Below are 25,417 nucleotides of genomic sequence, written 5' to 3' on the forward strand. Positions count from 1 at the left end.
AAGGAAATTTGCCATGTCGCTCACACCTTATTTTCACCCTGAACCGCTACGTCAGCGGTTCATGCAGCATGTGCAGGCTGCACAAGCTGCACAGCGTATCGATGCCGATCAAGCGCACTGGCTACAGCGATTTTCCGATGTCGAGCAGCCCCTGCTCAGCGACGACCCGCCGGTATTGCACCGCCTGATTCTGGAAGACGGCTCGCCGGTGCCCTTAGCGCTGGCCTCGGCGATTCTGATTGTGCATCGCAGTGCGACGGGCGAGACCCTGTACCTGGATAGTCTGGCGCACGGGCTTGAGTGTTTCACCGAGCGCAGCCAGCTGGCGAGCTGGTTGAGGCAACGCTTCGCGATTCGCAGCGAGCTCAATCCGGAGTTCGAGTATCAGGTTCTTGAAGGCTCGCTGTTTGAGCAGCGTATGCTGTTGATCGTCGATCACCAGGTGCAGGCCTTGAACGGGCTGTTGGCTATGCTGCAAAAGCTGCCGTCGCTACAGCAGGCTATCGGCCGGATGCTCAAGCCCAGATTGCAGGCGATCTGGCCCGCAGCAGCGATCGACCCTCAAGCGCTCACGGTGCAGATTGTCGAGACTGACCCTGGCAAGTCTGGAGCCGATGCCCAGACCATCGTTCGGGTACTGCCCCCTGAGCAGGCGGTACTTGGCTTGCTGGCTGGCGATGCGTTGCCGGACAACCAGCAGTTGCGCTTTCTGGACCGGCATGGTGAGGAGCTGGGTTCACTTGCGGATGCTCAGTTCAAGTGGCAGCTCAATGAGTTGATCCGTGATTATGAAGCGTTGCTTGCCGACTACTGGGCGATTGCCGATGAACAGCGAGTGAGTCGCCGCGAGCGTGTGGCTCAACGGCTGGCTGACGGCTTTACCCATCAGGTGTTGGCGCTGCTAGCGTTATCGCCAACAGACACGCAGGTGTTGCTCAAGTTGGGATCACAGGCGCTCGGGGCAGAGCCCGCAGTGGCGATCAAGCGGCTTTCGTTGAGCGCTGCCCAGCAGGGGCCGTTCAAGCTGGTCAGTCTTTATCTTGTTCATCTGGAGGGCGGCTACGCGCTTTACTCGCCGGGCAAGGGCCTGCGCCTTGTCGGCAACTGGCAAGCCCTGATGCAACTGGCCAACAGCCCTGCCGGGCGCAGCGAACTGCGCGATTACCTGTCGCTGGACGACCAGCGCCTGTTCACCTCCGGCGACGCCTTGCAACTGCATAGCCACGACCTGGCCCAACCGTTGTTTCTCGACTGTATCGATTCAATCATCGGCCTGCAGAAGCGCAACCTGAACGAGGTGCTCAAGCGCCAGAGTGACGATGCCGGTGAGCTGCTCGCCATGGTCGACGATGCCCTGGATGTGCGCACCCTCATCGATCCACGGCTGAGCGGCCTCGAACCGGGCGGACGCTGGCAGGCCATACCCGCAAGATTCCTCGACATCTGGAGTAACCCGCCCGAGCCGGTCGCCTGGCCGTATGGCCTGACTCCTTCGTGGATGGAGCAAGTGACGCTGCACGATACCTTGCTCAAGGAAGTGGACAAGTTGCGTCCGCGGCTGGAGGCGTTGGCCAGGCAGGCATTGAATCCCTGGCTGGCGGTTGTGGGTGGTGCCAAGCCACTCGATGCGCAGCAGATTCGGGTCCGTGGGACCGGGTCGTCTTTGCTCGACCCAGACAGTGATCAGGACGATACCCAACCTGACAGTACGGCCCGGCCACTGACCGACCTGTTGCTTGAGCGCCTGACCGGCCTGCGTAACACGCCACTAGCAGACAACTGTGAAGTACTCGGCCAGGGCCAGCCCCCCGAGGTGCTAGCCAGCATTACGCCGGGATTGCTTGAGCATGTGCTTGCCCAGGCCGGTGTTCAACTGCTGGCGTTGTCCGCAGGGTCGGTCTCGGCGTTTTTCGATCGCCCGCTGCGCCAGGACCATGCGCAGTCAGTGCCTGGCCAGATGATGGGCGCGCTGCATTACAACCTGCTGCGTCTGGAACTGCAGGTGGCGCGGCGGCTTGGGCAATTTCCCCAGGCAGCGCTCGACATGCTCCAGCAGGTGCTGGATCGCCCGGGTCGTGACTTGCGTCTGGTTCATGGCAATAAGCTGGTCGAGGTCCATGCCGTGCACCTGCAGGTTGAAGGGCGACGGATTTCGCTGGGCTTGAGTGATGCCTGGGTCATGCAGTGCAGCGCCCATCCCGATCAAGGGCTATTGTTCTGGTCGCGGTTGTCGGGTTTGCAGGCAATGTCCTCGCTGGCGAGCTTGCAGGTCTGGCTCCAGCGGCACCTGGTACTGCCCGATTGGCGGGCCCGATGGCTGGAACTGTTCGAGGCCGCCGATCAGGCTTGGCTCGATCAGTCTATGGCAGCGGGAAAAGAGGTTCATCTGAGCCTGCTCGAAGTCGACGGGCATTTCATTGATCGGCTTCAAGCGGCTGAGCAGCAGCGTCAGCAGCAAGCCCTCGGTAGGGCAATAGCGCTGGTCAGGCAAAGCCGCTTGCCGGCTGAAACCTGTCGGCGGCACATCGATCTGGTCCTGACTAGCCAGCGACAAGGGGCCTGGCTCGACACCGTGGCGATTCGCATCCAGAACCTGTTGTTCGCGGCCGTACTGCCTGATTGGCTGCACAAGGCTGCGGACGCCGACCTTGAGCTTTATGTCCATTTGCTCGAAGACTTCTACGGCAATGGCAATCCCGCCGACGATTTTCTCGCCGATATCCCCATGCTGCGGCCCTTCGCCCGTGAACAGTTGCTGGCGGCTTTGAGCCGCGACTTTCCTGCGCAGGTGCTCGACCCGCATGATATCCGTGTGACCATGACCCGCTACGTCGCCGCCCCCGTGCCTCCTGGCAGCATCCCGTCAGCCATACCGGCGGCCACGGTCGTCGACAGTGAGAACCTGGTGAGTTTTTCCCTAAACCACTTCGCCAGAATCCAGGACGCCAGTCTCAGTGTGAGCATGGCGATTGGCGGCACCCTGCCTATGGGGCTTACGGCGGAGTATGTAACGTCATTGGTGCACCGGCTGGATATCGGCAAGCGTTATCAGGCATTGCTGAGCAGTCACTTCGATCCTGGTCGGGCAGATTATGCCGCAAGGCGCCTGAAGTTCATGCGCCAGATACCGGCGCGCCTGCTGTTGCCGGCCCTGGAACTCAAGTTGCAAGGCGAGCTTAGCCAGCAAGCCTTCGACTTCATCGCCAGAGTTATCGATATGCCCGATGGCAAGGCCCGTCAGCCGCTGCACCGGCAGACGGTCGTATTACGCCCGTTGACGCTGGTGCCTCGTGCAGACATGGCGCCTGATGAAGTGGAGGGCGCCTGGTTGATTGGCCCGCTGGACTCCCGCCAAGGGCCGGTGGTGCTGCATACCTTGTTCAACGATAAATTCACCTTCAAGGAGTTTCGCGATCAGGACCAGTTGTTGAGTCAACTGCGCACTGCCGGCCCGTTGCAGACTCTGGTGCTTGAGCGTCTCAAGCCGGCCGCGCGGACCCGCTATGACAATGGTGGGCTGACCGAGGCGCACGTCATTCCCTGGAGCATTGGCGGATTTTTGGAGCCGCCACTGGGCACGCCAGGCAAAGTCAGCATCGGCAGCTCGATAGTCGAAGGGAACGCTCTGCGCTATCTGTTCAAGGCTACCCTGCAATTGCTCCAGGACCTCAGCCACAAGCAGGCCGTGACCAGTGCCCAGGCCGACTGGGCCTCCTTTGTGCATGTCTTGACCCTGGGCGGCGAGCAGATTCTGTTGTTCCTGCCGGGCAGGCTGGGGCTGTTGGTGGGTGCCTGGCAGAGCCAGAACCTGCTGCGCGAATCGGCTGGCGCGCTGGCCGAGCAACACTGGGGCAAGGCGTTGTCCGAGTTTTCCGCGGCGCTGGGCATGCTGGTCATGACCCGGCGTGAGCAGGTCGAGGTTTCCCGTGCCAGGCCACATGTGCGCTTGCCAGAGTTTTCCTGGCGGCACTCATCGTTGGGCAACGACATCAGGTTACGGCTGGCTCAGCTCGAAGTGCATGACATCGAATTGGCCGATCTGAATTACGACGCGTTGTACAACCTGTATCAGGACCCTGGCACCCGGCTTCGCTATGCGGCCGTTGCTGGCAAGGTGTATGAAGTTCACCAGCAGGACGGTGTGTGGCGGATCAAGGGCGGCGATGGCAACGGGCCGAAGCTGCGCCTGAGTTCAAACCAGCAATGGGAGCTGAGTCTGGAGCTGGGCTTGCGCGGTGGTGCGCCGTCTCTGGTGGTAAGCAGCGAGCAGCAGATGCAGCATCGGGTCGCGCAGATCATCAATGTGCAGGCCCGGGGCATGGATCAGATTCGTGCCCTGTCCCGCGACCAGGCGCGCTTTATCAGCCTGGCTCGCCAGCGTGCGCTGGGCTATCTGGAAAATGCCCTGTTCAACCTCAACGCCCCCTTTGCCGAGGGTTTGCCGTTGCCGGTACAGACCCTGCTGGGCGAGTTTTTTGGTGTGACCACACCGGGCACGGTGCTGATCGACATGCTCAGGCAGCGTATCAGTCAGTTGTTCGTCGCACTGTCGGAGCCTTCACTGTCGCCGCTCGACTCAGTGCGTTTCGTCACCGGTACGGTCAGGCCTGGGTATGAAAATATGGCGGCTTTCGTGATCACGTCCGACCCGCTGCAACGCCTGTACCTGAGCGATATGTTCTTTACCCCACCGGTTTATATTCTCAAGTCGGCAAGCGGTATTCGCGCGTTCAATCCCGACGACCATTTTCGCGCCGTTACCCTGTTGCACGAACTGTCCCATCTGGTCTGCCGAACCCAGGACATTGCCTACCTGGATGCCGTCGCGCCGCCTCTTGACCTGCTCGATGACAGCCTGTCGCTTTCGGTCGATTACAAGCAGGAGTTGCAGTTGTTACGTGAGGCTTCGCTGTCGCATCAAACGCCTTTGGCGAATTTGTTCCGAACCTGGGACAGCAATGGCTGGCGCGACTTTCAACCCAGCGACGGCTCGGTCTTTGCGACCATTCTCAAGCTCGCTGGCCAGCCAGATCTGACGCAGGCGCGCAGAGCGTTTCTCACTGACGTGCACGTTCGTCGGCGGGTGATCCTCAGTAATGCAGATTCTTTGGCGTTGCTGGTAGCGCAGTTGGGGCTCGAGCGATTTACCTGAACGGGCGCAGTAATCACTAGGGTCTGTTGCCGTTTCATCGCAACCGCGCCGAGGTCTGTTTTGTCGGCCAGCATAGAGGTCACTCTGTTGGAGTGCGTGTGACAAAACAGCCACGGCCCTGCGGGTTGCGCCCCAAATCGCGCCATGCGTCGTTGAAGGACTTGAAAAGGGAGCGACCATTTCCTGCGTCCTTCGCCTCGCCTGACACGATTTGGCGCTGCAACGCGGCCTGCGCTGAAACGTCAACAGCCCCTAGCGTTATGTAGCGCAGCCTGGGTGGTATGCATCGATAGGCTCCTGTTTCACCTTCCTGCCCTGTATTGCCATGCAGCAGGGCAGGTCATACACAAGGAACCTTATCGTGACCCAATCAGCAACACCCTGGTTTTACCACCACGCGCTCAGCCAGCGCTTTGCCCAGGACGTGCGTGCAGCGCTAAGCGCGGCACGCATCAGCCCCGAGCAACAGCAATGGCTGCAACGCCTGATCGACAACCCCGACAACGGTCAGCCACTCCCCCGAGTCGACCACCTGCTCACCGACACGCAGTTGCCCATGGGTGCCGAACTGGCGGGTGCCTGGGTCATTAGCGACCCCTCGCAAGTCGCTGCACCTCTTTTACTCAGCACCCTGCTGCGCGGTATCGAGCCTTTTGCTGATCGTGACGCGCTCAATGCCGAGCTGATCTTGCGTCTGCCGGTGGGGGCAGGCATGTCGGTGGTGCTGGAAGCCGAACGGGCCGAGGGCAAGCTTTTCGAGCAACGCATGCTGGCGATCGTCGATCAGCAGGCCGGGCAGTTGCAGGCGCTCAGCCAACAGCTCGATGCGCTGCCATCGTTGTATACGGTCATCGGCAAGCACCTGCAGGAAGCCGTTGACCGGCTGCTGCCAGGCGCCGGCATTGATGTTTTCTCACAGCTGCTGCAGGTGGTCAGTGCAGACGGCACGCAAGTGCTCGGCACCCTGAGCCTGGCCGATGCGGCTTACCAGGATCATGGCAGCCAGACCGCCAACCCTGGCAAGGACACCCGGCGTCGTTTCATGAGTGCCAGCGGCGAGCTGATGTCTGAAACCCAAGCGCAGCCCTGGGTGATGGCGCTGGCCGAAGCAGGCAATGGATTGGCCGGACAATTCGAGCGCTTGCTGGACCAGTACTGGCTCTCGCGGCGCGACGAGGGTGTCACGGTGCGAGAGTTCGCCGCTCGCGGCCTGGCTGAAGCATTCGGCCATGAAATCCTCAAGTCCGCTCACGAGCAACGCTTGACTGAGACAGAGCTGCACTATCTGGGACGAATACTGGAGCGTCCCGCCTTGCCACTCCATGAGGACCTGTGCCGCGCCTGGCAGCTTTCGCTGGAGCTTGAGGGGCAGGGCTCTCCCAAACTGGCCGGTATGTTCCTGCTGGAGTTCGCCAACCAGCAGATGCCGGGCCTGTACCTGTTCTCGGCGGCCTACGGGCTGCGCCGTTTTGCGAGCCGTCAGGTGCTGGACCAGCACTTCTCCAGTGCTCAGGCATTGCCTGAGTTGAACCGCTGCACTTCACTGGATGAACACGCCGGCTTGGAGGTAAACAAGGTGCAGCGTGTGCGCCTGGACCTGATCGAGCAACCGCTGTTTGTACGCATGCTCGACTCGATCATCGCTCTGCAGAAACGCAACCTGCAGCATGTGTCTGGGCTGGCGGCGATCCACCATCAGCGCGCCACAGTGCGTATGGACGATGCGCTGGATATCCGCCATCTGCTTGACCTGCGTTTGCTTGGCCTGCACGACGCCTGGCGCTGGACGGTCGAGCAGGACAGCTTCGAGCAGCGCTGGGCGGCCCGCCAGACCGTTGCCGAGTTTGGTGCGGCGCAACTGGACGCCCCCATGTATTCGCTGTCGGGCTCCTGGTACGGGCAATTGAATTCGCTGGACGGGTTCGTCGACCGCCAGTGCCAGCTTTACGAGCATGCAGTGGGCTGCATGCGCCTGGCACTCAACCGTTACCTGAGCGTTTTCGGCGAGCAGGGTATGGATGCGCGCGATCTGTGGGTGCACAGTGCCGGTTCGACCAATACCCACCTCATTTCCCTGGCCTTGGCGCGGTTCAGTGGCCATGTCGCCGGGCCTTTGGCAGCGGGCAGTAACGTGCTGCCCGAGGTGGTAAGTGGCCGCCTGCCGGTCGACTTGCTCGAAGCGATCCTCAACCGGGTTACTGACGATTTCGTGCGGCGTTACGACTGGCATCTTCGCAGTTTCTTTATGCGGCCGGTGCGCTGGCTCGATACTCAACTGCGTCCGCGGTTACTCAACGGTCTGATTCGCGATTGCGCCCTGCGTCTGGAGGTCTCCATGGAGCGCCGCCGTCAGGAACTCGATGCGCGGAGCCTGGACATGTTCCAGCAGGTGCTCGACCGGCCCACCGCTGCGCTACGTCAGGCATTGGGTACCCACCAGGTCAATGCGCACCGTGTGCAGTTGATTTCTGATCCGGCTCAGCCAGCGCTGGCGCTGGCCAGCGTGCTGGTTCTCAGCAGTACGGCGGCGCCCGGGCGTTATGTGCTCTGGTCGCTGAGCGACGGGCTCAGCAGCCATGCTTCATTGCAAGCACTGGAGCAAAACCTGGCCCGCCGTTTCGACTGGCCGGCAGCGCGGCAAGCCTGGATGGCCCTGCTGAACGAAACCGACCGGCAACGTCTGCAGCGGCACCTGGACCGCCTGCAGCATCCTCTACATCTGAAGGTTAGCTTGCAGCGTCTGGACGGGCATGTGTTCCATGCCTTGCAACAGACCGAGATCGAGCGCCATTGCCAGAAGGTTGTCCGGGCCTGCCAACAGGCCTTGCCGCGCAAACTGTCTGCCGACCTGCTGCGCCATGTGCTCAGAGAAAGCGAAGATGACGATGGCAATCGTCCGCTGCTCGATCATCTGGGCCTGACCATGGAACTGATGCTCACCGATGCCTTGCTGCCTGCCTGGATGAAGCAAGCCTCGATTGCGCAGTTGTTCAGCCTCTCGGCATTGATCAAGAACTGGTACATCGCCTGCAATTCCGGCAAGGATTTTCTCGTTGATATCCCAGAACCTGGCCACTATGCCCGCGACCGACTGCTGGCGCGTTTGCAGGCTGATTTTCCTGGCGCAGAGGTCGACCCCGACCGGATCATGGTGACCCTGACCCGCTACATATCGGCTCCCGTCGCGATTGGTCAGATCCCGCAAGCAATACCTGCGGCCAGCAGTCGCGTGCAAACGAGCTTGAGCGAGTATGCCATCGGCCGCTTCAGTGCCAGCCAGGATGGCATCCTTTCGGTGTCGACGGGTGAGGCGGTATGGCCGGGCAAGCCGATCAGCGCAGAGTATCTGAGCGCCTTGATTCGCGATCTGGACATCGCCGCCGGCTACCGGACGCTGCTCAGGCAGACACTCAGCCACGACAGCCCGGACTATGCGATGCGACTCAGGTACTACGCCTTGCAGGTGCCGGCGCTGGAGCTGCTCAGGACTTACGCGATGCGCGTGCGTGGTGAGCTGAGCGATGAGGCGTTCTGTTTTGTCGAGGGGGTAATGATCATGCCTGACGGCCTCGGGCGCCTGCAGGTGCTGGGCCGGGATATCATCATCAGCCCCTTGCAACTGCGCGCCGCTCCCGGTCTGGCTGCCGATACGGTGCTGGGCGCGTTCATCATCGCCCCGTTGGCGCCGCAGCCAGGCCCGTGGCTGCTGTACACGTTGTTCAACGCTGATTTTGTCGTCGAGGAATACGCCAGCGAAGCCGCGCTGCTCAGTGATATCCACACTGACCAGAACTTGCAGAAGTTCATCCTGAGTCGCCTGCCTGCCCCGGCGCAGCGCTTGTATGACAATGGCGGCTTTGTGGAGCCCCACCTGCCATTCAGCACCGAGTCGGACCTGGACGTGCCTTGGGAAACCCCGACGCCGGTCGGCCTGGTGCTCTCGCCGGTGCAGGGCAACGCGCTGCAGGCGTTGTTCGACAGCACCGGGCAAGTGTTGCGTTGGTGGTTCGAGCAACTGAGTGTGACCAATGTCGAAGATCAGCGCATGGCCTCCAGGTTTCTCTGGGGGTTGGGCGCCGAACAGGTGCTGGCCCTGTTGCCGGGACGTTTGGGGGCGTTAGTGGGGCTGTGGCAAAGCCATGATCTGTTGCATGCGTCGGCGATGGATGTCGCCCAGATGCAATGGGGCAAGGCCGCTGCGGAACTGCTGGCCGCTGTAGGTGTACTGATTGCCGAGCGACGCTCCCACCAGGAAGAATTGCTCGAACCCGAACGGCTCGCTGTCGACCGCCAGGTCCCACGACTGCCGGACCTTTCACAGTTCGGCTGGGGTAAAAACAGCCTGACCCCGGACCTTTGGTCACGGCTGCGCCTGTTCCAGGCCAGCGACGTCGCCTTGACCACCCTGACCCACGATCCGCTGTTCAACACCTACAAAGATACGGCCGGTCGTACCTATGCCACGATTGCGGGTGCGGTGTACCGCATCGATAAGGATGAATACGGCTGGTTTATTGTCGGCGATAACGTCCAGGGTCCTAGGGTTGTCCTGCGTCAGCAGCAATGGGAACTGAACCTGCAACTGGGGCTCAGGGGCGGGGGCGGCATCCTGACCCGGGTCAAGACCGGTTTGATCAACGCCGAGGTCGACGACGTGCTGATCGTCGAAGCGCGCGGCATGACTGATATACGTCACAAGTACCGCACGCGTGCCGACGACATCGCCCTGGCCCATGCGCAGGCACGTGAGTACCTGGAAAACAGCCTGGACAATCTGCTGCAGCGCACGCCTGACGGCCAGCCTCATCCAAGAGTCAACGCCATCCTCAAGGACTTTTTTGATATCAATGCTCCTGATGAGCGCCTGCACAGCGCGGTGAGCACGATAGTCAAGCAGCTCTACAGCGCCCTGATGGATGGCAGCCTGTCGCCCTACAACTCTGCGCGCTATGTGGTCGGGGTACGTCGATCAAGCGTCGACGACAGCACCGCGTTCACCTTTCCCAACGAACCACAGAAACACATCTACCTGACCGACCGTTTCTTTCGTGACCCGGTATGCCGGCTCAAACCCCACGTACTGAGCCGTAGTCGTTTCAATGCGGGCATCCATTCGCGGGCGATGGTTCTGCTGCATGAGCTGTCGCACCTGTACAGCGCAACCGAGGACATCGCCTACCTCGATGCACACATGCCGTTCATCGACATGCTTGAGGACCATTCAGCCTATCGGGCTTCGCTCAAGAGCGACCTGATCGTCCGGCAGCGCGGTTTGTCTTACCGCACCCCGCGCCACGAACTGTTCCGCGACCGGGACGACACTACCGATATCTGGTACGAGGTCAGTGAAAACAACGCGGTCAGCAAGATTCTGCGAAGCGCCAACACCCGGACCATGGAAAAGGCCCGTGATGCGTTCTACGCCGATGCGCGGGTGCGCAGCGACATCATCCTCGGCAATGCCGACTCGGTGGCCTTGCTGGTGTCGTTGCTGGGCAGGGAGAAGCTGGTGCCGTAGAGTGCTTACAACAGGTAATGGCGCAACTCGCGGGCGATCAGCAGGCGCTGGATTTCGCTGCTGCCTTCGTAGATCTGGGTGATGCGTGCATCGCGGTAATAGCGCTCTACCGGGTAGTCCTCAAGATACCCATAGCCACCGTGAATCTGCACGGCGCTGGAACATACCTGCTCGGCCATTTCCGAAGCGAACAGCTTGGCCTGGGAAGCTTCGGACAGGCAGGGCAGGCCGGCGCTGCGCAGGCGGGCGGCATGCAGCACCAGCAGCCGACTGGCATTGATGCGGGTGTGCATGTCGGCCAGCAGGTTGGCGATGCTTTGATGTTCGATGATCGGCTGGCCGAACTGCACCCGTTCACGGGCATAAACCAGCGCGGCCTCAAAGGCGGCGCGCGCGATGCCGAGGGCCTGGGCGGCAATGCCGATGCGCCCGCCTTCCAGGTTCGACAGGGCAATGGCCAGGCCCTTGCCGCGCTCACCCAGCAGGTTGGCGGCCGGAATCCGGCAATCGCTCAGGCTGATGGCGCAGGTGTCTGAGGCCTTGATGCCCATCTTGTGCTCGCGGCGTTCGACCCTGAACCCTGGGGTGTCGGTGGGGACCAGAAACGCCGACAGGCCCTTTTTGCCCAGCTCCGGGTCGGTCACGGCAAACACGATTGCCAGTTGTGCACGCTGGCCGTTACTGACGAACTGCTTGGCACCATTGAGCACCCAGCTGTCACCTTGTCGTTCGGCGTGGGTGCGCAGATTGTGCGCCTCTGAGCCCGCCTGCGGTTCGGTCAGGCAGAAGCAGCCAATGGCCTTGCCGGTTGCCAGTTTCTCCAGCCAAGCGGCTTGCTGTTCAGCGTTGCCGTACTTGAGGATCGGCCCGCAACCCACTGAGCTGTGCACGCTCATCAGCGTTCCGGTGGCGGCATCGGCGGCGGAGATCTCCTCCACGGCCAGGGCATAGGCGACGTAGTCAAGGTAGCAACCGCCGTATTGCTCGGGGACGATCATGCCCAGTAATCCCAGCTCGCCCATGCGCGTGACCAGGGCGTCGTCGATCCAGCCAGCCTGCTCCCAGGCTTTGGCATGCGGGGCAATTTCGTTGCGGGCGAACTCGCGCGCCATGTCGCGGATCATCACCTGTTCTTCGCTCAGTTCGATGTCGTGCATGATCAGCTCTCCAGTGGGGTGAAGAAACGCTGCACATCTTCTTGCCTGACCGCCTGGACGGTGGCGTGCTTCCAGTTGGGTTTTTGGTCTTTGTCGATCATCAACGCACGCACCCCCTCGATCAGGTCGCCGTGCTCGAACCATTGGCGGTCCAGGCTCAGTTCCAGCTCGAAGCACTCGGGCAATGACAACTGGCGACCGCGGCGCAACAGTTCAAGAGTCACGGCCATGGCCAGCGGCGAGCGGCTGTGCATCGCCGCGACGGTGTCCAGCGCCCATTCCCGGCTGTCAGCCACCGAGACCTGCTGCAGTTGTTCAAGCATGCTGGGGATGTCCGGCAGACCGAAAAAATGATCGATGGCCGGGCGCAGCGCCTGTAATGGCGGGTCTGGCAGGCGCTGGCTGCCCAGCCGGGCCATCACGCCTTGCAGGTCCTTGAGCGGGTTGATATGCCATTTCAGGTGGTCGAGCATGTGGTCAAGGCGCGCCAGCGACTGGCTGGGCATGTGCCAGTCGGCCAGCCCGCAATACAGTGCGTCAGCGGCGCCGATGCGGGTGCCGGTGATCCCCAGGTACAGGCCCACTTCGCCGGGCAAACGCGGCAGGAAGTAGCTGGCGCCGACATCGGGAAAGTAACCGATGGCCACCTCCGGCATGCCCAGTGAGCTGCGCTCGGTGACCACTCGCAGGTCGGCGCTTTGCACCAGACCCAGCCCGCCGCCCAGCACCAGCCCGTCCATCAGCGCCAGGATCGGTTTGTGATAGGTGTGAATACTCAGGTCCAGCCGGTACTCTTCTTCAAAAAAACGCTGATGCTGATCCTGGCCGCTCTGGTGGCTATGATACAAGGCTCGGATATCGCCACCGGCGCAGAATGCCTTGTCACCGGCACCGCGCAGTACCACGGCATACACCGTGTCATCCTCGGCCCAGGCGTCGAGCTGCGCTTGCAGGCTGCGCACCATCTCCAGGTCCAGCGCGTTCAGACCGGTCGGGCGATTGAGCACCAGGTGGCCGATGTGGTTGCGCACCCCGGCAAGGATGGCTTTGTCGCTGCTGTGCTGGGGTTGGCCCGAGGATGAAGCCGATGAACTCATGGTGAACTCCTTGTAGTTGTTGTGGGCTTTGGGCCTGGCCATTGAGGTGTCAGCTCTGAGCATAGCCGGTCGGTGTTCGACTCTGGCGGTTTATGCCCGGTTGCGCTTCACTGCCGGCACTGGCAAGTATTTTTTGCCCGCCATGAGCAATCGATGTGTTGTGAATGTCACAAGGTATTCTGGAAGGACTGCCTCTTGAAAGCTGCCTCATGAAAGATACGTTCGCCCCTCGCCAGTGGCAGCCCCACGAGCGCCCGAGCATGCCGGGTTCGCCGTCCACGCCGTTACATCCCACCCACAAGCGCTGGGCCTTCGCGCTGGTCGGGGTGATCGTGGCATTGACCGGCGGCCTGGGCAATGCGCTGGTCGTCGCCAACCTGCCTTACCTGCAAGGTGCGCTGGGCGCCACCTCACAGGACATCGCCTGGTTGCCGGCAGCCTATGTGATGACCAATGTTTCGATGAACCTGCTGCTGGTCAAGTTCCGTCAACAATACGGGCTTCGGGCCTTTACCGAACTGTTTCTGGTGCTCTATGCGCTGGTGACCCTGGCGCACCTGTTCGTCAACGACATCGATTCGGCCATCGCGGTACGCGCGGCCCACGGCATGGTCGGCGCAGCACTCAGCACCCTGGGCCTGTACTACATGATTCAGGCCTTCCCGCAAAAGTGGCGGCTCAAGGCGTTGGTGCTGGGCCTGGGCACCGCGCAACTGGCTACACCGATTGCCCGACTGGTGTCGGAAGACCTGCTACAGATTGCCGAGTGGCGCGGCCTGTACCTGTTCGAACTGGGCCTGACCCTGCTGTCGCTGGGGTGTGTGCTGATCCTCAAGCTGCCGCCGGGGGATCGTTTCAAGGCTTTTGAAAAACTCGACTTCCTGACCTTTGGTCTGCTCGCCAGCGGTTTTGCGCTGCTCTGTGCGGTGCTGTCGCTGGGGCGTATCGAGTGGTGGCTGGAGGCACCGTGGATCGGCATTGCGTCGGCGGCGTCGATCGCCTTGATCTGCGCGGGCCTGGCCATCGAGCACAACCGCTGCAACCCTCTGTTGATTACCCGCTGGCTGGGCAGCGGCGCAATCCTGCGGCTGGGGCTGGCGGTGGTACTGTTTCGGATCGTGCTGTCCGAGCAGTCGGTGGGGGCGGTGGGATTCTTTCAGACCCTGAACCTTGGAAGCGAGCAATTGCACACGCTGTACCTGGTGATGCTGCTGGGCAGCGTCGCCGGATTGCTGGTCAGCGCCCTGACTATCAACCCGGCGCACCTGATCAAACCGCTGCTGATTTCGCTGGTGATGATGGCGGTGGGCGCCTGGATGGACAGCAGCTCCACCTCCCAGACCCGCCCGGAAAATATGTACTTCAGCCAGTTCCTGCTGGCCTTTGGTGGCACCTTTTTTCTTGGCCCGACGCTGGTGATGGGCATCAGCGGGGTATTGGCCAACCCGCGCAACATGGTCAGCTTCTCGGTGCTGTTCGGCATCACCCAAAACATCGGTGGGCTGATCGGCTCGGCGGCGTTGGGCACCTTTCAGGTGGTTCGTGAGAAATTTCACTCCAGCCAGCTGATGGAGCACCTCACCTTGTTCGATCCGCTGGTGCAGGCGCGCCTGCAAAGCGGCGCGGCCGCCTATGGCGGGGTGATCGCCGACCCGGCTGCCCGTACAGCCCAAGGCATGCGTGCGCTGGCCAGCACCGCGACCCGTGAGGCCAATGTGCTGGCCTATAACGACGTATTCATGCTGATTGCCTTGATCGCCGTGCTGACCATGCTGTGGATCAGCGTGCGCGTGCTGTGGCTGAAGATGACCACCAAACCTATTGCGCCGCTGTCGGCGGCGCCCGTTTCCACCAGTAGTGCGCAGGCTTCATGAACGACACCACTCGCAACGACCCGACCCCGCCAGGCGCATCTTCAGGCGCTTCATCCTCGCCGGCCAGCGCTGCGCCGCCAGCGCCGCTGACCTCGCCGGCGACCAGCAAGCCGCGTTCGACCCGCGCGCGGCTGATATCTTCAACGCTGTTTGGCCTGGTGGCCCTGGCCGGCATTCTGGTGGTGCTGTATGCCTGGCAATTGCCACCGTTCACCAGCCCGATCCAGAGCACCGAGAATGCTCAGGTGCGGGGTCAGACCACGTTGATCGGTCCGCAACTGAGCGGCTATGTGCATGAGGTGCTGGTTCAGGACTTTCAGCACGTCAAGGCCGGGCAATTGCTGGTGCGCATCGATGACCGCATCTACCGCCAGCGGCTGCAGCAGGCCGAGGCGCAAGTGAGCGTGCAACAGGCTGCACTGGCCAATAACCTGCAGCAACGGCGCAGTGCCGAAGCCACCATCAGCCAGCGCGAAGCGGCGTTGCAAAGCTCAAGCGCCCAGGCGCGTAAAAGCGCTGCGGATCTCAAACGCAACAGCGCGCTGGTCACCGACGGTTCGGTGTCGCGCAGCGAACTCGACGTCGCCCGCGCCGCCGATGCCCAGGCCCAGGCGGCCGTGGCCGAAGCCAAAGCGGCATTGCAGATCGCCAGAGAAGACCTGCAAACGGTCATCGTCAACCGCGACTCTCTCAAGGCCCAGATCGAAAACGCCAATGCGGCCCTGGAACTGGCGCGCATCGATCTGGATAACACCCGCATCACCGCGCCAAGAGACGGCCAGCTTGGTCAGATCGGTGTGCGCCTGGGGGCCTATGTCAACTCTGGCGCGCAACTCATGGCGCTGGTGCCAGACACCCTGTGGGTGGTCGCCAACATGAAGGAAACCCAGATGGCCCACGTACGGCTGGGCCAGCCGGTCAGCTTCACGGTGGACGCGCTGGATCATCAAAAACTCAGCGGCAAGGTCGAACGCATCTCGCCGGCTACCGGTTCCGAGTTCAGCCTGTTGCCGGCTGACAACGCCACCGGCAACTTCGTCAAGATCGCTCAGCGCATTCCGGTGCGCATCAGCGTCGACGCCGACCAGCCACTGGCTCAGCGCCTGCGACCGGGGATGTCGGTGGTGGTGAGTATTGATACGTCGTTTGAGAACGACAGTACGACGCCTTAGGTTTTGTACGAAAAGTCGGCGAGCGAAGGCCAGGCCAGGCTGAAACAGGCCAGCAAGTGGAGTTTGGCTGTTGGCCTTAAACAGCCTGCCACTGTACCTGTTGCCAGGTCTGCGCACTGAGCTATTGTCCGGGGCTTGAGCCTATGGAGGGGCATTGATGCTGGACGCGACGAATCTGTACCTGTTCCTGATCGCGGCGATGCTGCTGCTGATCGTTCCCGGCCCGAACATGCTGTTTGTCACCAGTCACGCCATGGCGCATGGCTGGCGCGGCGGCTTTGCCGCGGCGCTGGGGATTTCTGTGGCGGATCTGCTGATGACTGCGCTGGTCAGTGCCGGCGTCGGGGCTTTGGTGATGAGCTGGCAGCCGGCGTTTGATGTGCTGCGCCTGTTGGGCGCCGGGTATCTGTTATGGATTGCCTGGCAGACCTTGCGCGCCGCGTCTGCTGATGATCAGGCCCCGGCAAGGCTGGCCTCGCTGCGCAAGGTCTTCATCCGCGGCGCACTCAACTGCCTGCTCAATCCCAAGGCGCTACTGTTTTTCATGGTCTTTCTGCCGCAGTTCGTCAACGTTGCCAACGGACAGGTTGGCCTGCAATTGCTGATGCTTGGCACCTTGCTGGCGCTGATCGCACTGATCTTCAATACCGTATTGGGAATCTGCGCTGCGCGGCTGGGCGCCAGCCTTGGCGGAAGCCGGGTGGCCCGACGCTGGGGGGATTTCGGGTTTGCCGGGGTGATGACGGCCCTGGCGGTGCGGCTGCTGTTTCTGGAACGGGCGGGGTGAGCGTTGCCCGGGGGCAGGACCGGTCGGCAGGTCCTGCCGCAGCAATCGGTCAGCGGTGTTTCAGTAACCCATGACTGTCGGCCAGTTCAACCGGGCGCCGGTCCATGCTCCTGTTCCACAGCCTGTGCCAGAACCCTGATGGAGGTGGCACCTGTGGAATCAGGTTGGGCATGTCCTGCCAGCGTACCCAGGATTCATTACGCCAGCTCAGCATCAACAGGGTTTTGCCCAGCCACTGCAGGCGCTCCACCTGCGGTTCATCCATCAATAGTTCATCGCGGCGGCGCAATTGCGGTAGCACCTCGTGGGTGAGCCACTGGCGCAGGGCGCGGTTTTCCGGCACGTAATGATGAATGAGCAGGGCAAAGACGCCGGACTCGCTGATCATCACGCATTTTTCCCATTGGCTGTGGCATTCGAGCCAGGCCAGGCGGCGCTGGTCAGGGTCGAGCTTAAGCGTAGAGCGCTCATCCAGACGAATGCCCATCAGTCGCGCCAGATCAGCCAGGCAGAACCACGCCTGACCCAGATGACGCATGGCACGCAGACGTCGGTGATGGCGGAAGAAGGATTCGGCGCGATAGTGTTCTTTGCATGGCGTACAGATATCAAAATTTTGCATAGCGTATTCTCTGTTGATGTATCGGTTATTGCCACTTCACCGTCGCCAAACGATAAGGTGGCAGCTGTGCGCAGGTTGGCGAACCGGCCAACAGATAAACCGGCAGACCCGAGGGTCTCCCACGCACAGCTACCATGACACGCTATCAGGCACTATTGTACGTGCGTGAGAGCGCTATGGTTCGCTATGTGTCTGTTGAGTTCGGGTCGCCAAACCCTACCCGCTGGGTTTCAGCGAGTGACGGGGAGGTTAGTCACGCAGAATACCCGGCTCAAGTGATGGCCGGGTTTTACTGGTAGATCGAAAATATTTCAGAAATACCCTACAAGGCAGGCGGCGGTCTTCGCACACCTTGTCAATACGGTAAGGTTTTATTCAGACACGTACTGCCGTTCATAACGCCGCTGAATCCGCGCCAGTTCGCCCGATGCACGCAGTTGCTCAAGGGCGCGGGACCAGGCGGCCACCTGTTGGTCTTCGCTGTCGAGGCTGAAGGCGATGTAGAGCGTTGAGCGATACAACTCGACGGGAATCCGCCGCAGCATGCCGGGGGCGATCTGCAACTGGCGGCTGTAGTGAGCCACCCCGGCGTCGGTGTCGCCAGCGATGATCGCTGTACGCCCGGCCAGCAGCATGCGATACAGCTGCAGGTTCTCGGTGGCGCTTCTGTCGAGGTTGGTGAAACCCTGCGCTTGCAGCGTGTCTGGCAGCAGGCCGGCGTGCCGGGTAGTGATTTGCGCGGCCCGCATCAGTTGTTCAAGGGTTTCGAGGGGCGCAGCATCGGCCCGTTGCCAGGCGTGGATGGACTCTTCGACGATGGGGCCGACCCACTTGTACAACGGCTCGCGCGCAGCGGTGCGAAACATTGAATACATGATGGTCTTTGAGCGGGTCTGCAAGGTCTGGCTGGCGCGCATGGACGGCAGCAGTGTCACTTCGAAGTCGTCACCGGTCAGGTTCATGATGGCACGCACGATCTCGGTGGTCATACCGGTGAGCCGGTCGCCCTCCAGGTAGTTGTACGGCGCCCACTCTTCGGTCACGACCTGATACGGCCCGGCCTTGGCGAAGGTGCCGAGCGACAGGCAGAACAGTACGGCAATGAGTGTCGATTTTTTCACGTGTTCTGCCTGGCCAAGGGAATGCTGTCAAAGGCGTGTATCGTTTGAAGCAGCAGGCTAAGAATAGCCCGTCGTAGTGTTCTGTTATCGCTATTGCGGCGGGTGGATCAATGCAACGCTCACGTGCAGGAGGTTTTCAGGCAGGCATGGCTGCCATGAGGGAACTTGAGCGAGCTGTGTGAGTCAGTGCGCTGAACCTTGGCCAGGACAATGCCTGGCTGGACCCTGCGCTTTCTTCTCAAGGAAGATAACCCATGATTGCTGTTCTGAAAAAAACAGCGCTGCTGGCGATGGTGGCAGGCGCTGCCATTGTGCTGAGCGCGTGTAATCACAGGGCTGGCTCACAGCCTGACCCACAGACTCGCGAGGCAATGATTGAACAAACGATCAATGCCGCGGTGGTCGATGGCATGAAGCCACTCACCGGCCCGGCAATGCAGTCGGCGCGGGAGGCCGCGTTGGAGGCTGCGATCACCCAACGCAAAGAGACGATGGGCATTGCTCTGAGTCCTCAGTATTGGAGCGAGTACCGGCGCAACATGGATCTGGCGCTGACTGAAATCGAAGCGGGCAAAGACCGTGTATTGCAGTCGACCATCGATTGGTATCGCGATAGCCTGCAAAAAAGGGACCCCGCGCTTCTTAAGTACGGCGTTCCGGGCAATGAACATGCTGACTACCGTGCCATCAGGGCGAGTAACCTGATCTTCGCTGATAAATACAAGCGTGAGTTTCAGGTTGCGCTGCTTGAGTATGGCCGTATCCACCAGGCACGCATGGCCGATCTTGATCGGCGTTACGGGGTTTGCGCGCGCTACCCGAAGTGCTGGAAGGATGATCCGCCCAGTGCAGCCAACCCGGCAGGAGACTTCTGAGGGCCTGCCGTCTTCACTCTTGAAAGGAACTCCTGCATGCAGGCCGCTCGTGACGCTCTGGAAAACAACCAAACCAGCCTCTATTTCATTGCCGTGTTGCTGGCTGGTGCTTCAGCGTTTGCGTTGCCGGCGACTGCTGAGCTAGAGGCGCTGATCAATCCCGCGCTCGCGTTCATGCTGTTCGTCACTTTTTTGCAGGTGCCGGTCGCTGAACTGGGCCAGGCCTTTACCCGGCTGAGGTTTCTCGGTGCGTTATTGACCGCCAATTTCATTGTGGTACCGCTGCTGGTGTTCGCCTTGCTGCCATTGATGCCCGCCGATCCGCTGATCCGGCTGGGTGTGCTGCTGGTGCTGCTGGCGCCGTGTATCGACTATGTGGTGACGTTCACCCATCTGGGGCGTGGTGATGCCCGCCTGCTGCTGGCGGCGACTCCGGCGCTGTTGTTGGCCCAGATGCTGGCCTTACCCCTGTACCTCAATGCCTTTCTCGGTGAAGCAGCAGCGGCGGTGGTACAGGTCGGGCCGTTTGCCCATGCGTTTGCCTGGCTGATTGCGGCGCCGCTGTTGCTGGCCGCTGTGGTGCAGTTGCTGGCTGGCAAAAGCCCGCCAGTTGCGCGCATCAATAGCGTGTTGGGGCTGTGCCCGGTGCCGGCCACTGCGCTGGTGCTGTTTATCGTGGTGGCGGCCGTGGGCCCGCGTATCGAGACTGCGCTGCCAGCCACGCTGGCGGTGATTCCGGTGTACCTGGCGTTTGCCGTGGCAGCGCCGTTGCTCGGTTGGTGGGTCGCCCGCTGCTGGCTCCAGGCGCCAGCAGCGGGCAGGGCGGTAGCGTTCAGCAGTGCGACGCGCAATTCGCTGGTGGTGCTGCCGCTGGGCCTGGCGGTGCCAGGTGCACTTGCGGTACTGCCAGCGGTGATTATCACCCAGACTCTGGTCGAGTTGCTGAGTGAGCTGGTGTATGTACGGGTGTTGCCAAGACTTGGTGCAACCAGCGCGGGCACGCTGGCTGATCAGTAACACCCGGCTGGGTGGCACCGCAGCTGTGGTTCAGGTGCCGGTCTTGAGGAACTTCACACACAACCCCGGGCGCATGCGCAGGTGTTGCACTGGCTCGACGCTCTCTACGCCGTTTTGGCTCTTGATGACCTGTACGCCGCAGTACTCCTGGTCGACGGTCTGATTGAACAGGAAGCTTTGTTTGGGCTGGGTCCAGCTTCCGGCTCGCAGGGTATAGATCGCGCCCGGTTCAGGAATGAACGAGAAGGGCACCTGGCAAACCTTGTCGCCACTGCTCAGTGCATAGGCCAGAACCAGTTCTTTACCGACGTGTACTGGTGTGTCGAAGAAACCATTGGCGCCAGGGGCGGGCGTGTAGCCAGCATAGCAACGGTCTTCGCCAATGCTGATCAGCCGCAGATTAGTGCCTGGCGTGTATTGCAGGCGCACCGTGGCTGAAGGTTCTTCGGGCTTGGGAAAGACATACTGTTTGCCCATCATCAGCGAGCTGCAGCCACTCATGCCGAGCACGGCCCCCAGCCACAGGCAGGTGCCGAAGGTCTTGAAATTTGAACGCATCATCCGCTCCCTGGCAGCTCTGGCGGCGCGGCAGGCGCGCCACCGATATCGAGAAAACATCCCGTTGGGCGCCCCCTCTGACCGCCGATTGCAGGATGAGTTCTGCTGATTGCCAGGCCGGTGCGTTTTCACACGGTGCCGGGTGTTTACACCATCTCTAGCGGCATCTTCCTCTGCGGCGCGGGCCAGGCGCGGTCAAGGTCGGCCAGGTCCTGTTCGCTCAGACGGATGTCCAGCGCCGCGACGTTTTGACGGATATGCTCGGGATTCACCGCCTTGGGAATCGCGATCATATTGTCCTGGCGCAATACCCAGGCCAGGCTGACCTGCGCGGGGGTGGCGTTGTGGCGACGGGCAACGGCTTGCAGGGCCGGGTGCCAGAGCAGGTCGCCGCCCTGGCCGATCGGGCAGTACGCCATCAGCGGCAGATGACGGTCGGCGGCCCATGGCAGCAGGTCGAATTCGATCCCGCGCTGTGACGGGTTGTACAGCACCTGATTGCTCGCGCAGCGCGAGTCGTCCAGCTCCAGCAAGTCTGAGACGTCGAAATTGGACACGCCCCAGGCGCCAATCTTGCCTTGCTCGCGCAGGCGCTCGAAGGCTTGCACGGTTTCGGCCAGTGGATACTGGCCGCGCCAGTGCAGTAAATACAGGTCGATATGTTCGGTGCCCAGTCGGCGCAGGCTGGCTTCGCAAGCCTTGGCCGTGCCCTGCTTACTGGCGTTGAACGGGTAGACCTTGCTGACGATAAACAGCTTGTCGCGTTGCCCGCGAATGGCGTGTGCAACGACCTCTTCAGCGCCGCCATCGGCGTACATTTCGGCGGTGTCGATCAGGGTCATGCCCTGATCGATGCCTTGGCACAGCGCCGCAATTTCGTCCGAGCGCTGATGACTTTTCTCGCCCATGTGCCAGGTTCCTTGGCCCAGCGCGGGCACGGTTTGGCCCGCCAGTTTCAGAGTACGCATATCAAGGGCTCCTGTTGGTCTGGATAACAGGCTTGGATAGGCAATTGCCCGCCGGGTTCAACCCCGGCAGGCCGGTCCTTGCAGCTTGATGGCCCAGGGTCTGTTGCCGTTTCAGCGCAGGCCGCGTTGCAGCGCCAAATCGTGTCAGGCGAGGCGAAGGACGCGGGAAATGGTCACTCCCTTTTCAAGCTCCCTAGACCTTGAATGGCCGCAGCCAGTCATTCAACTGCTGGCTCAGGCGCGCGAGGTTGAGGCTGGCGGCGCTGGACTGCTCGGCCGCCAGGGTGGTGCTCTGCGACAGTTGCGCGGTCTGGGTGACATTCTGGTTGATGTCATCCACCACATGGGACTGCTGCAGGGTGGCGCTGGCGATCGAGGCGTTCAGGCCATTGAGGTTGCGCAATGCCTGGCTGATCGAGTTCAGGCTTTGCCCGGCCAGGTTGGCCTGGTCGATGGTCAGTTGCGAGGCGCGGCTGCTGTCGCCGATCACTTTCACGGCGGCGGCGGAATGGCCTTGCAGGCTTTCGATCATGGTCTGGATCTGCGCCGTGGACTTCTGCGTGCGCTGCGCCAGCAGCCGCACTTCATCGGCCACCACGGCAAAACCGCGGCCCTGCTCACCGGCCCGCGCCGCCTCGATGGCGGCATTGAGCGCCAGCAGGTTGGTCTGCTCGGCAATGCCGCTGATGACTTCCAGCACACCGCCGATCTGGGTGGTTTCGCTGGACAGGGTGCGAATCACTTCGACTGCCTGTTCGATGGTGCCGGACAACTGCTGGATCTGCCGCAGGCTGCCGTCGATGTTTACCAGACCCTGTTGCGCCTCGGATTCGGCATTGCGCATTTCGCTGGCGGCGTGTTCGGCATTGCGTGCCACGTCCTGTACGCCATAGGTGACTTCGTTGATTGCAGTGGCGACCAGCTCCATCTGTTGTGATTGTTGCTGGCTGCGTTCCTGGGCCTGCTCGGCGCTGCCGCCCATTTCCCGCGAGGCTTCGCCCAACGCGACGGCCGATTGCTGCAACTGGCTGATCACATGGCGCAACTGGGCGGTGAAGGTGTTGAAGTGCTGGCTGAGCAGGGTGATTTCGTCATTGCCGTCGGTTTCCAGGGTTCGGGTAAGGTCGCTTTCGCCGCTCGCCACGTTGGCCATGGCCTGAACCGCCTTGCGTAATGGCAATACGATGCTGCGCACGATGACGATCACCAGCAGCGCCATGATCAGGCTGATGCCCAGGCACACCAGCGCAGCCTTGATCACCTGACCGCGGAACTCGGCGGCCACATCATCGACGTACACCCCAGAGCCAAGTACCCAGCCCCATGGCTCGAACAGTTGCACGTAGGAGGTCTTGAGCACCGGCTCGCTGGCACCGGGTTTGGGCCAGCGATAGTCGACGACCCCGGCGCCCTGGCGCTTGGCTATGGCGACCATTTCATTGAACAGCGCCAGCCCGTCCGGGTCCTTGATGGCCGACAGGTCCTGGCCTTCGAGCTTGGTGTTCATCGGGTGCATGACCATGAACGGGCGCAGGTCGTTGATCCAGAAGTAGTCATTCTGGTCGTAGCGCAGCCCGCGCACGGCTGACAGCGCCTGCTGTTGGGCGGCTTCGCGAGTCAGGGTGCCGGCAGTTTCCAGACTGTTGTAATACTTGAGGATACCGCTGACGGTCTGCACCACATGCATGGTTTTCAGGGTTTTGGCCTGGTAGAGATCGTCATGGGTCTGCTTGAGCAACGCTGCGGCAAGCACGAAAAGCATCAGGATGCAGACGACGAGAATCAGCCACAAACGCCGGCTGATAGAGAGATTACGCATGCTCATGGCATTGGTCGCCTTATGTTGTTGTTATTGGGGGAGGGGCTGGCAGCAAGGCACTCTGTTATCAAGACTGTCGGCGTATGCTGACCAAAGTTTAGAAGTCGGTCACGTTAATTTTTATGTCATGTTGCTACTACTTTAGTCGTGTTCGTTTTTCGGGGTTAACTCTGTAAGTTTTTGTTTCTAATGATTTTTTATTAAGGCTATTGATGCTGATCTGCGCTCATGCAAGGGCTGACGGATCATCGTTTGAGCCTTGCCTGCCCAGCCTCCAATCTGCCTGGCACAACAGATCCACTGCCAGATGCATCACGGAGGTCACTGCATGAGTCCCACCACTTCACTGCTCATCCTGGGCGCTGCCATCGTGACGATCGTCGTCATGATCGGTCGTTTTCGCATCCACCCGTTTCTGGCGTTGCTGACCGCCAGCCTCATGGTCGGTGTCGGGGCTGGCATGGCGCCGCTGGCGGTATTGGCCGCCATCGAAAAAGGCGTCGGCGGCACCCTGGGTTTTCTGGCCGGAATCATTGGCCTGGGCAGCATTCTCGGCAAGCTGCTGGAGGTGTCCGGCGGCGCCCGGCGCATCGCCGAGGCCCTGCTGTCGTCGCTGGGCAGCCAGCGTGCAGCCTGGGTCATGATGCTGGTCGGGTTCATTGTCGGCATTCCGGTATTTTTCGAAGTCGGCTTTGTCTTGCTGATCCCGCTTATCTATGTGGTTGCCCGGCAGACCGGTTTGAGCCTGGTCTATCTGGGGGTGCCGCTGGCCGTGTCGTTGATGGTGGTGCATGCCATCCTGCCGCCGCACCCGGCGGCCACCGCAGTGACCAGCCTGCTCGGCGCCGACATTGGCAAGGTGATCATCTATGGCGTACTGGTGGGGCTGCCGACGGCGGTCATCGCCGGTCCCTTGTGGGCCAGATTGTTCTGCCCGCGTCTGGCGCCGCCCGGCCAGCAGGCTTTTCTTGCCGGGCACAACGAGCAACAGCCTCTTGAGGTTCGTGCGCCGGGTGTCGTTCTGACCCTGTTCACCGTGTTGTTGCCGCTGCTGTTGATGGTTGGCAAGACGCTAGCGATTACCGTGCTGGAGCAAGGCAGCGTGGCGTATGAATGGGTCGCTTTTCTCGGCAGCCCGCTGATCGCGCTGCTGATCGCGGTGTCCTTCGCCTACTGGTCGTTCGGTCTGCGTCAGGGCCAGGGGATGGCGCAACTGCTTGAGCTGACCGGACGTTGTCTCGCGCCACTGGCTGGCATCGTGCTGATCATCGGTGCTGGCGGGGCGTTCAACGAGGTGCTGATTGGCAGCGGTATGGACAAGGCAATGGCCGCAGTGCTGCAGCAGTCATCCTTGAACCCGATCATCTTGGCCTGGCTGATCGCGGGGCTGCTGCATTTTGCCGTCGGGTCGGTCACTGTGGCGATGATCAGTGCAGCCGGCATCGTCTTGCCGGTCATGGCCCAGTACCCGCAATACAGCCCGGAAATCATGGTCATTGCGATCGGCGCCGGTGCGATTGGCTGGACCCACGTCACCGACTCGGCGTTTTGGGTGGTGAAAGAGTATCTGGGGCTGTCGCTGTCGGAGGCCATCAAAAAATTTACCGGCGCGACGGTTGTGGCGTCGTTCACTGCATTGTTGGCCACGCTGCTGCTGGCCCGGTTTGTCTGATCTATCTG

At 61.4% G+C, this 25,417-nt stretch carries 15 protein-coding genes; 8 read left to right on the forward strand and 7 right to left on the reverse strand.

Annotated features, from left to right (window positions below; genetic code table 11):
- The first annotated feature begins 13 nt into the window (after nt 1–13).
- Nucleotides 14–5,152 (forward strand): dermonecrotic toxin domain-containing protein, encoded by a 5,139-nt coding sequence (locus NJC40_RS15695; RefSeq protein ID WP_253140178.1) that lies wholly within the window; start codon nt 14–16, stop codon nt 5,150–5,152.
- A gap of 361 nt (nt 5,153–5,513) precedes the next feature.
- Nucleotides 5,514–10,670, forward strand: coding sequence for a dermonecrotic toxin domain-containing protein (locus NJC40_RS15700; RefSeq protein WP_253140179.1), 5,157 nt, complete (start codon nt 5,514–5,516; stop codon nt 10,668–10,670).
- Nucleotides 10,671–10,675: 5 nt separating this feature from the next.
- On the opposite strand, the gene NJC40_RS15705 is transcribed toward NJC40_RS15700, so the two are convergent.
- Both NJC40_RS15705 and NJC40_RS15710 read right to left on the reverse strand, forming a co-directional pair.
- Entirely contained in the window at nt 10,676–11,827 is a 1,152-nt protein-coding gene (locus NJC40_RS15705) for an acyl-CoA dehydrogenase family protein (protein ID WP_253140180.1), read from the reverse strand.
- A 2-nt stretch (nt 11,828–11,829) separates the two neighbouring features.
- Complete coding sequence (locus NJC40_RS15710) at nt 11,830–12,924, reverse strand: enoyl-CoA hydratase/isomerase family protein (protein ID WP_253117291.1); 1,095 nt, start codon at nt 12,922–12,924, stop codon at nt 11,830–11,832.
- Nucleotides 12,925–13,133: 209 nt separating this feature from the next.
- Here NJC40_RS15710 and NJC40_RS15715 point away from each other — a divergent pair, with 209 nt between their 5' ends.
- From NJC40_RS15715 to NJC40_RS15725, 3 genes are all read left to right on the forward strand, one after another.
- Nucleotides 13,134–14,798 carry an MFS transporter gene (locus NJC40_RS15715; protein ID WP_045489781.1) on the forward strand — a complete coding sequence of 555 codons (1,665 nt, stop codon included), beginning with the start codon at nt 13,134–13,136 and terminating at the stop codon, nt 14,796–14,798.
- On the forward strand, nt 14,795–15,970 hold the full coding sequence (locus NJC40_RS15720) for an HlyD family secretion protein (RefSeq protein ID WP_253140181.1): 1,176 nt from the start codon (nt 14,795–14,797) through the stop codon (nt 15,968–15,970). The genes NJC40_RS15715 and NJC40_RS15720 overlap by 4 nt, the downstream gene beginning before the upstream one ends.
- Before the next feature lie 157 nt (nt 15,971–16,127).
- On the forward strand, nt 16,128–16,757 hold the full coding sequence (locus tag NJC40_RS15725) for a LysE family translocator (RefSeq protein ID WP_045489787.1): 630 nt from the start codon (nt 16,128–16,130) through the stop codon (nt 16,755–16,757).
- Between the two features lie 49 nt (nt 16,758–16,806).
- On the opposite strand, the gene NJC40_RS15730 is transcribed toward NJC40_RS15725, so the two are convergent.
- Together NJC40_RS15730 and NJC40_RS15735 are read right to left on the reverse strand one after the other, a co-directional pair.
- A complete protein-coding gene (locus tag NJC40_RS15730; RefSeq protein WP_045489789.1) occupies nt 16,807–17,379 on the reverse strand; it encodes a BRO-N domain-containing protein in 573 nt (190 codons plus the stop codon).
- A gap of 371 nt (nt 17,380–17,750) precedes the next feature.
- Nucleotides 17,751–18,500 (reverse strand): substrate-binding periplasmic protein, encoded by a 750-nt coding sequence (locus tag NJC40_RS15735; RefSeq protein WP_253140182.1) that lies wholly within the window; start codon nt 18,498–18,500, stop codon nt 17,751–17,753.
- Between the two features lie 254 nt (nt 18,501–18,754).
- Here NJC40_RS15735 and NJC40_RS15740 point away from each other — a divergent pair, with 254 nt between their 5' ends.
- Complete coding sequence (locus tag NJC40_RS15740) at nt 18,755–19,375, forward strand: hypothetical protein (RefSeq protein WP_045489793.1); 621 nt, start codon at nt 18,755–18,757, stop codon at nt 19,373–19,375.
- A gap of 36 nt (nt 19,376–19,411) precedes the next feature.
- Nucleotides 19,412–20,392 carry an arsenic resistance protein gene (locus tag NJC40_RS15745; RefSeq protein WP_253140183.1) on the forward strand — a complete coding sequence of 327 codons (981 nt, stop codon included), beginning with the start codon at nt 19,412–19,414 and terminating at the stop codon, nt 20,390–20,392.
- 30 nt (nt 20,393–20,422) lie between these two features.
- On the opposite strand, the gene NJC40_RS15750 is transcribed toward NJC40_RS15745, so the two are convergent.
- The 3 genes from NJC40_RS15750 to NJC40_RS15760 all read right to left on the reverse strand — a co-directional run bounded on the left by NJC40_RS15750 (nt 20,423) and on the right by NJC40_RS15760 (nt 23,743).
- Nucleotides 20,423–20,950: a hypothetical protein gene (locus tag NJC40_RS15750; protein ID WP_253110053.1), complete on the reverse strand. Its 528-nt coding sequence runs from the start codon at nt 20,948–20,950 to the stop codon at nt 20,423–20,425.
- Nucleotides 20,951–21,096: 146 nt separating this feature from the next.
- Nucleotides 21,097–21,918, reverse strand: a complete 822-nt coding sequence (locus tag NJC40_RS15755) for an aldo/keto reductase (protein ID WP_045489800.1) — start codon at nt 21,916–21,918, stop codon at nt 21,097–21,099.
- A 193-nt stretch (nt 21,919–22,111) separates the two neighbouring features.
- Entirely contained in the window at nt 22,112–23,743 is a 1,632-nt protein-coding gene (locus NJC40_RS15760) for a methyl-accepting chemotaxis protein (RefSeq protein ID WP_045489802.1), read from the reverse strand.
- Nucleotides 23,744–24,065: 322 nt separating this feature from the next.
- Here NJC40_RS15760 and NJC40_RS15765 point away from each other — a divergent pair, with 322 nt between their 5' ends.
- Nucleotides 24,066–25,409 (forward strand): GntT/GntP/DsdX family permease, encoded by a 1,344-nt coding sequence (locus NJC40_RS15765; RefSeq protein WP_045489803.1) that lies wholly within the window; start codon nt 24,066–24,068, stop codon nt 25,407–25,409.
- Nucleotides 25,410–25,417 lie beyond the last annotated feature (8 nt).

It is taken from the genome of Pseudomonas sp. 21LCFQ02 (assembly GCF_024129895.2).
Lineage (GTDB): Bacteria > Pseudomonadota > Gammaproteobacteria > Pseudomonadales > Pseudomonadaceae > Aquipseudomonas.

Bases quoted from the DNA above. Each gene is read 5' to 3' on its own strand.
- NJC40_RS15760 (WP_045489802.1), bottom strand. From the start codon at position 23,743: ATGAGCATGCGTAATCTCTCTATCAGCCGGCGTTTGTGGCTGATTCTC.
- NJC40_RS15695 (WP_253140178.1), top strand. From the start codon at position 14: ATGTCGCTCACACCTTATTTTCACCCTGAACCGCTACGTCAGCGGTTC.
- NJC40_RS15720 (WP_253140181.1), top strand. From the start codon at position 14,795: ATGAACGACACCACTCGCAACGACCCGACCCCGCCAGGCGCATCTTCA.
- NJC40_RS15705 (WP_253140180.1), bottom strand. From the start codon at position 11,827: ATGCACGACATCGAACTGAGCGAAGAACAGGTGATGATCCGCGACATG.
- NJC40_RS15715 (WP_045489781.1), top strand. From the start codon at position 13,134: ATGAAAGATACGTTCGCCCCTCGCCAGTGGCAGCCCCACGAGCGCCCG.
- NJC40_RS15740 (WP_045489793.1), top strand. From the start codon at position 18,755: ATGATTGCTGTTCTGAAAAAAACAGCGCTGCTGGCGATGGTGGCAGGC.
- NJC40_RS15710 (WP_253117291.1), bottom strand. From the start codon at position 12,924: ATGAGTTCATCGGCTTCATCCTCGGGCCAACCCCAGCACAGCAGCGAC.
- NJC40_RS15750 (WP_253110053.1), bottom strand. From the start codon at position 20,950: ATGCGTTCAAATTTCAAGACCTTCGGCACCTGCCTGTGGCTGGGGGCC.
- NJC40_RS15725 (WP_045489787.1), top strand. From the start codon at position 16,128: ATGCTGGACGCGACGAATCTGTACCTGTTCCTGATCGCGGCGATGCTG.
- NJC40_RS15755 (WP_045489800.1), bottom strand. From the start codon at position 21,918: ATGCGTACTCTGAAACTGGCGGGCCAAACCGTGCCCGCGCTGGGCCAA.
- NJC40_RS15730 (WP_045489789.1), bottom strand. From the start codon at position 17,379: ATGCAAAATTTTGATATCTGTACGCCATGCAAAGAACACTATCGCGCC.
- NJC40_RS15745 (WP_253140183.1), top strand. From the start codon at position 19,412: ATGCAGGCCGCTCGTGACGCTCTGGAAAACAACCAAACCAGCCTCTAT.
- NJC40_RS15765 (WP_045489803.1), top strand. From the start codon at position 24,066: ATGAGTCCCACCACTTCACTGCTCATCCTGGGCGCTGCCATCGTGACG.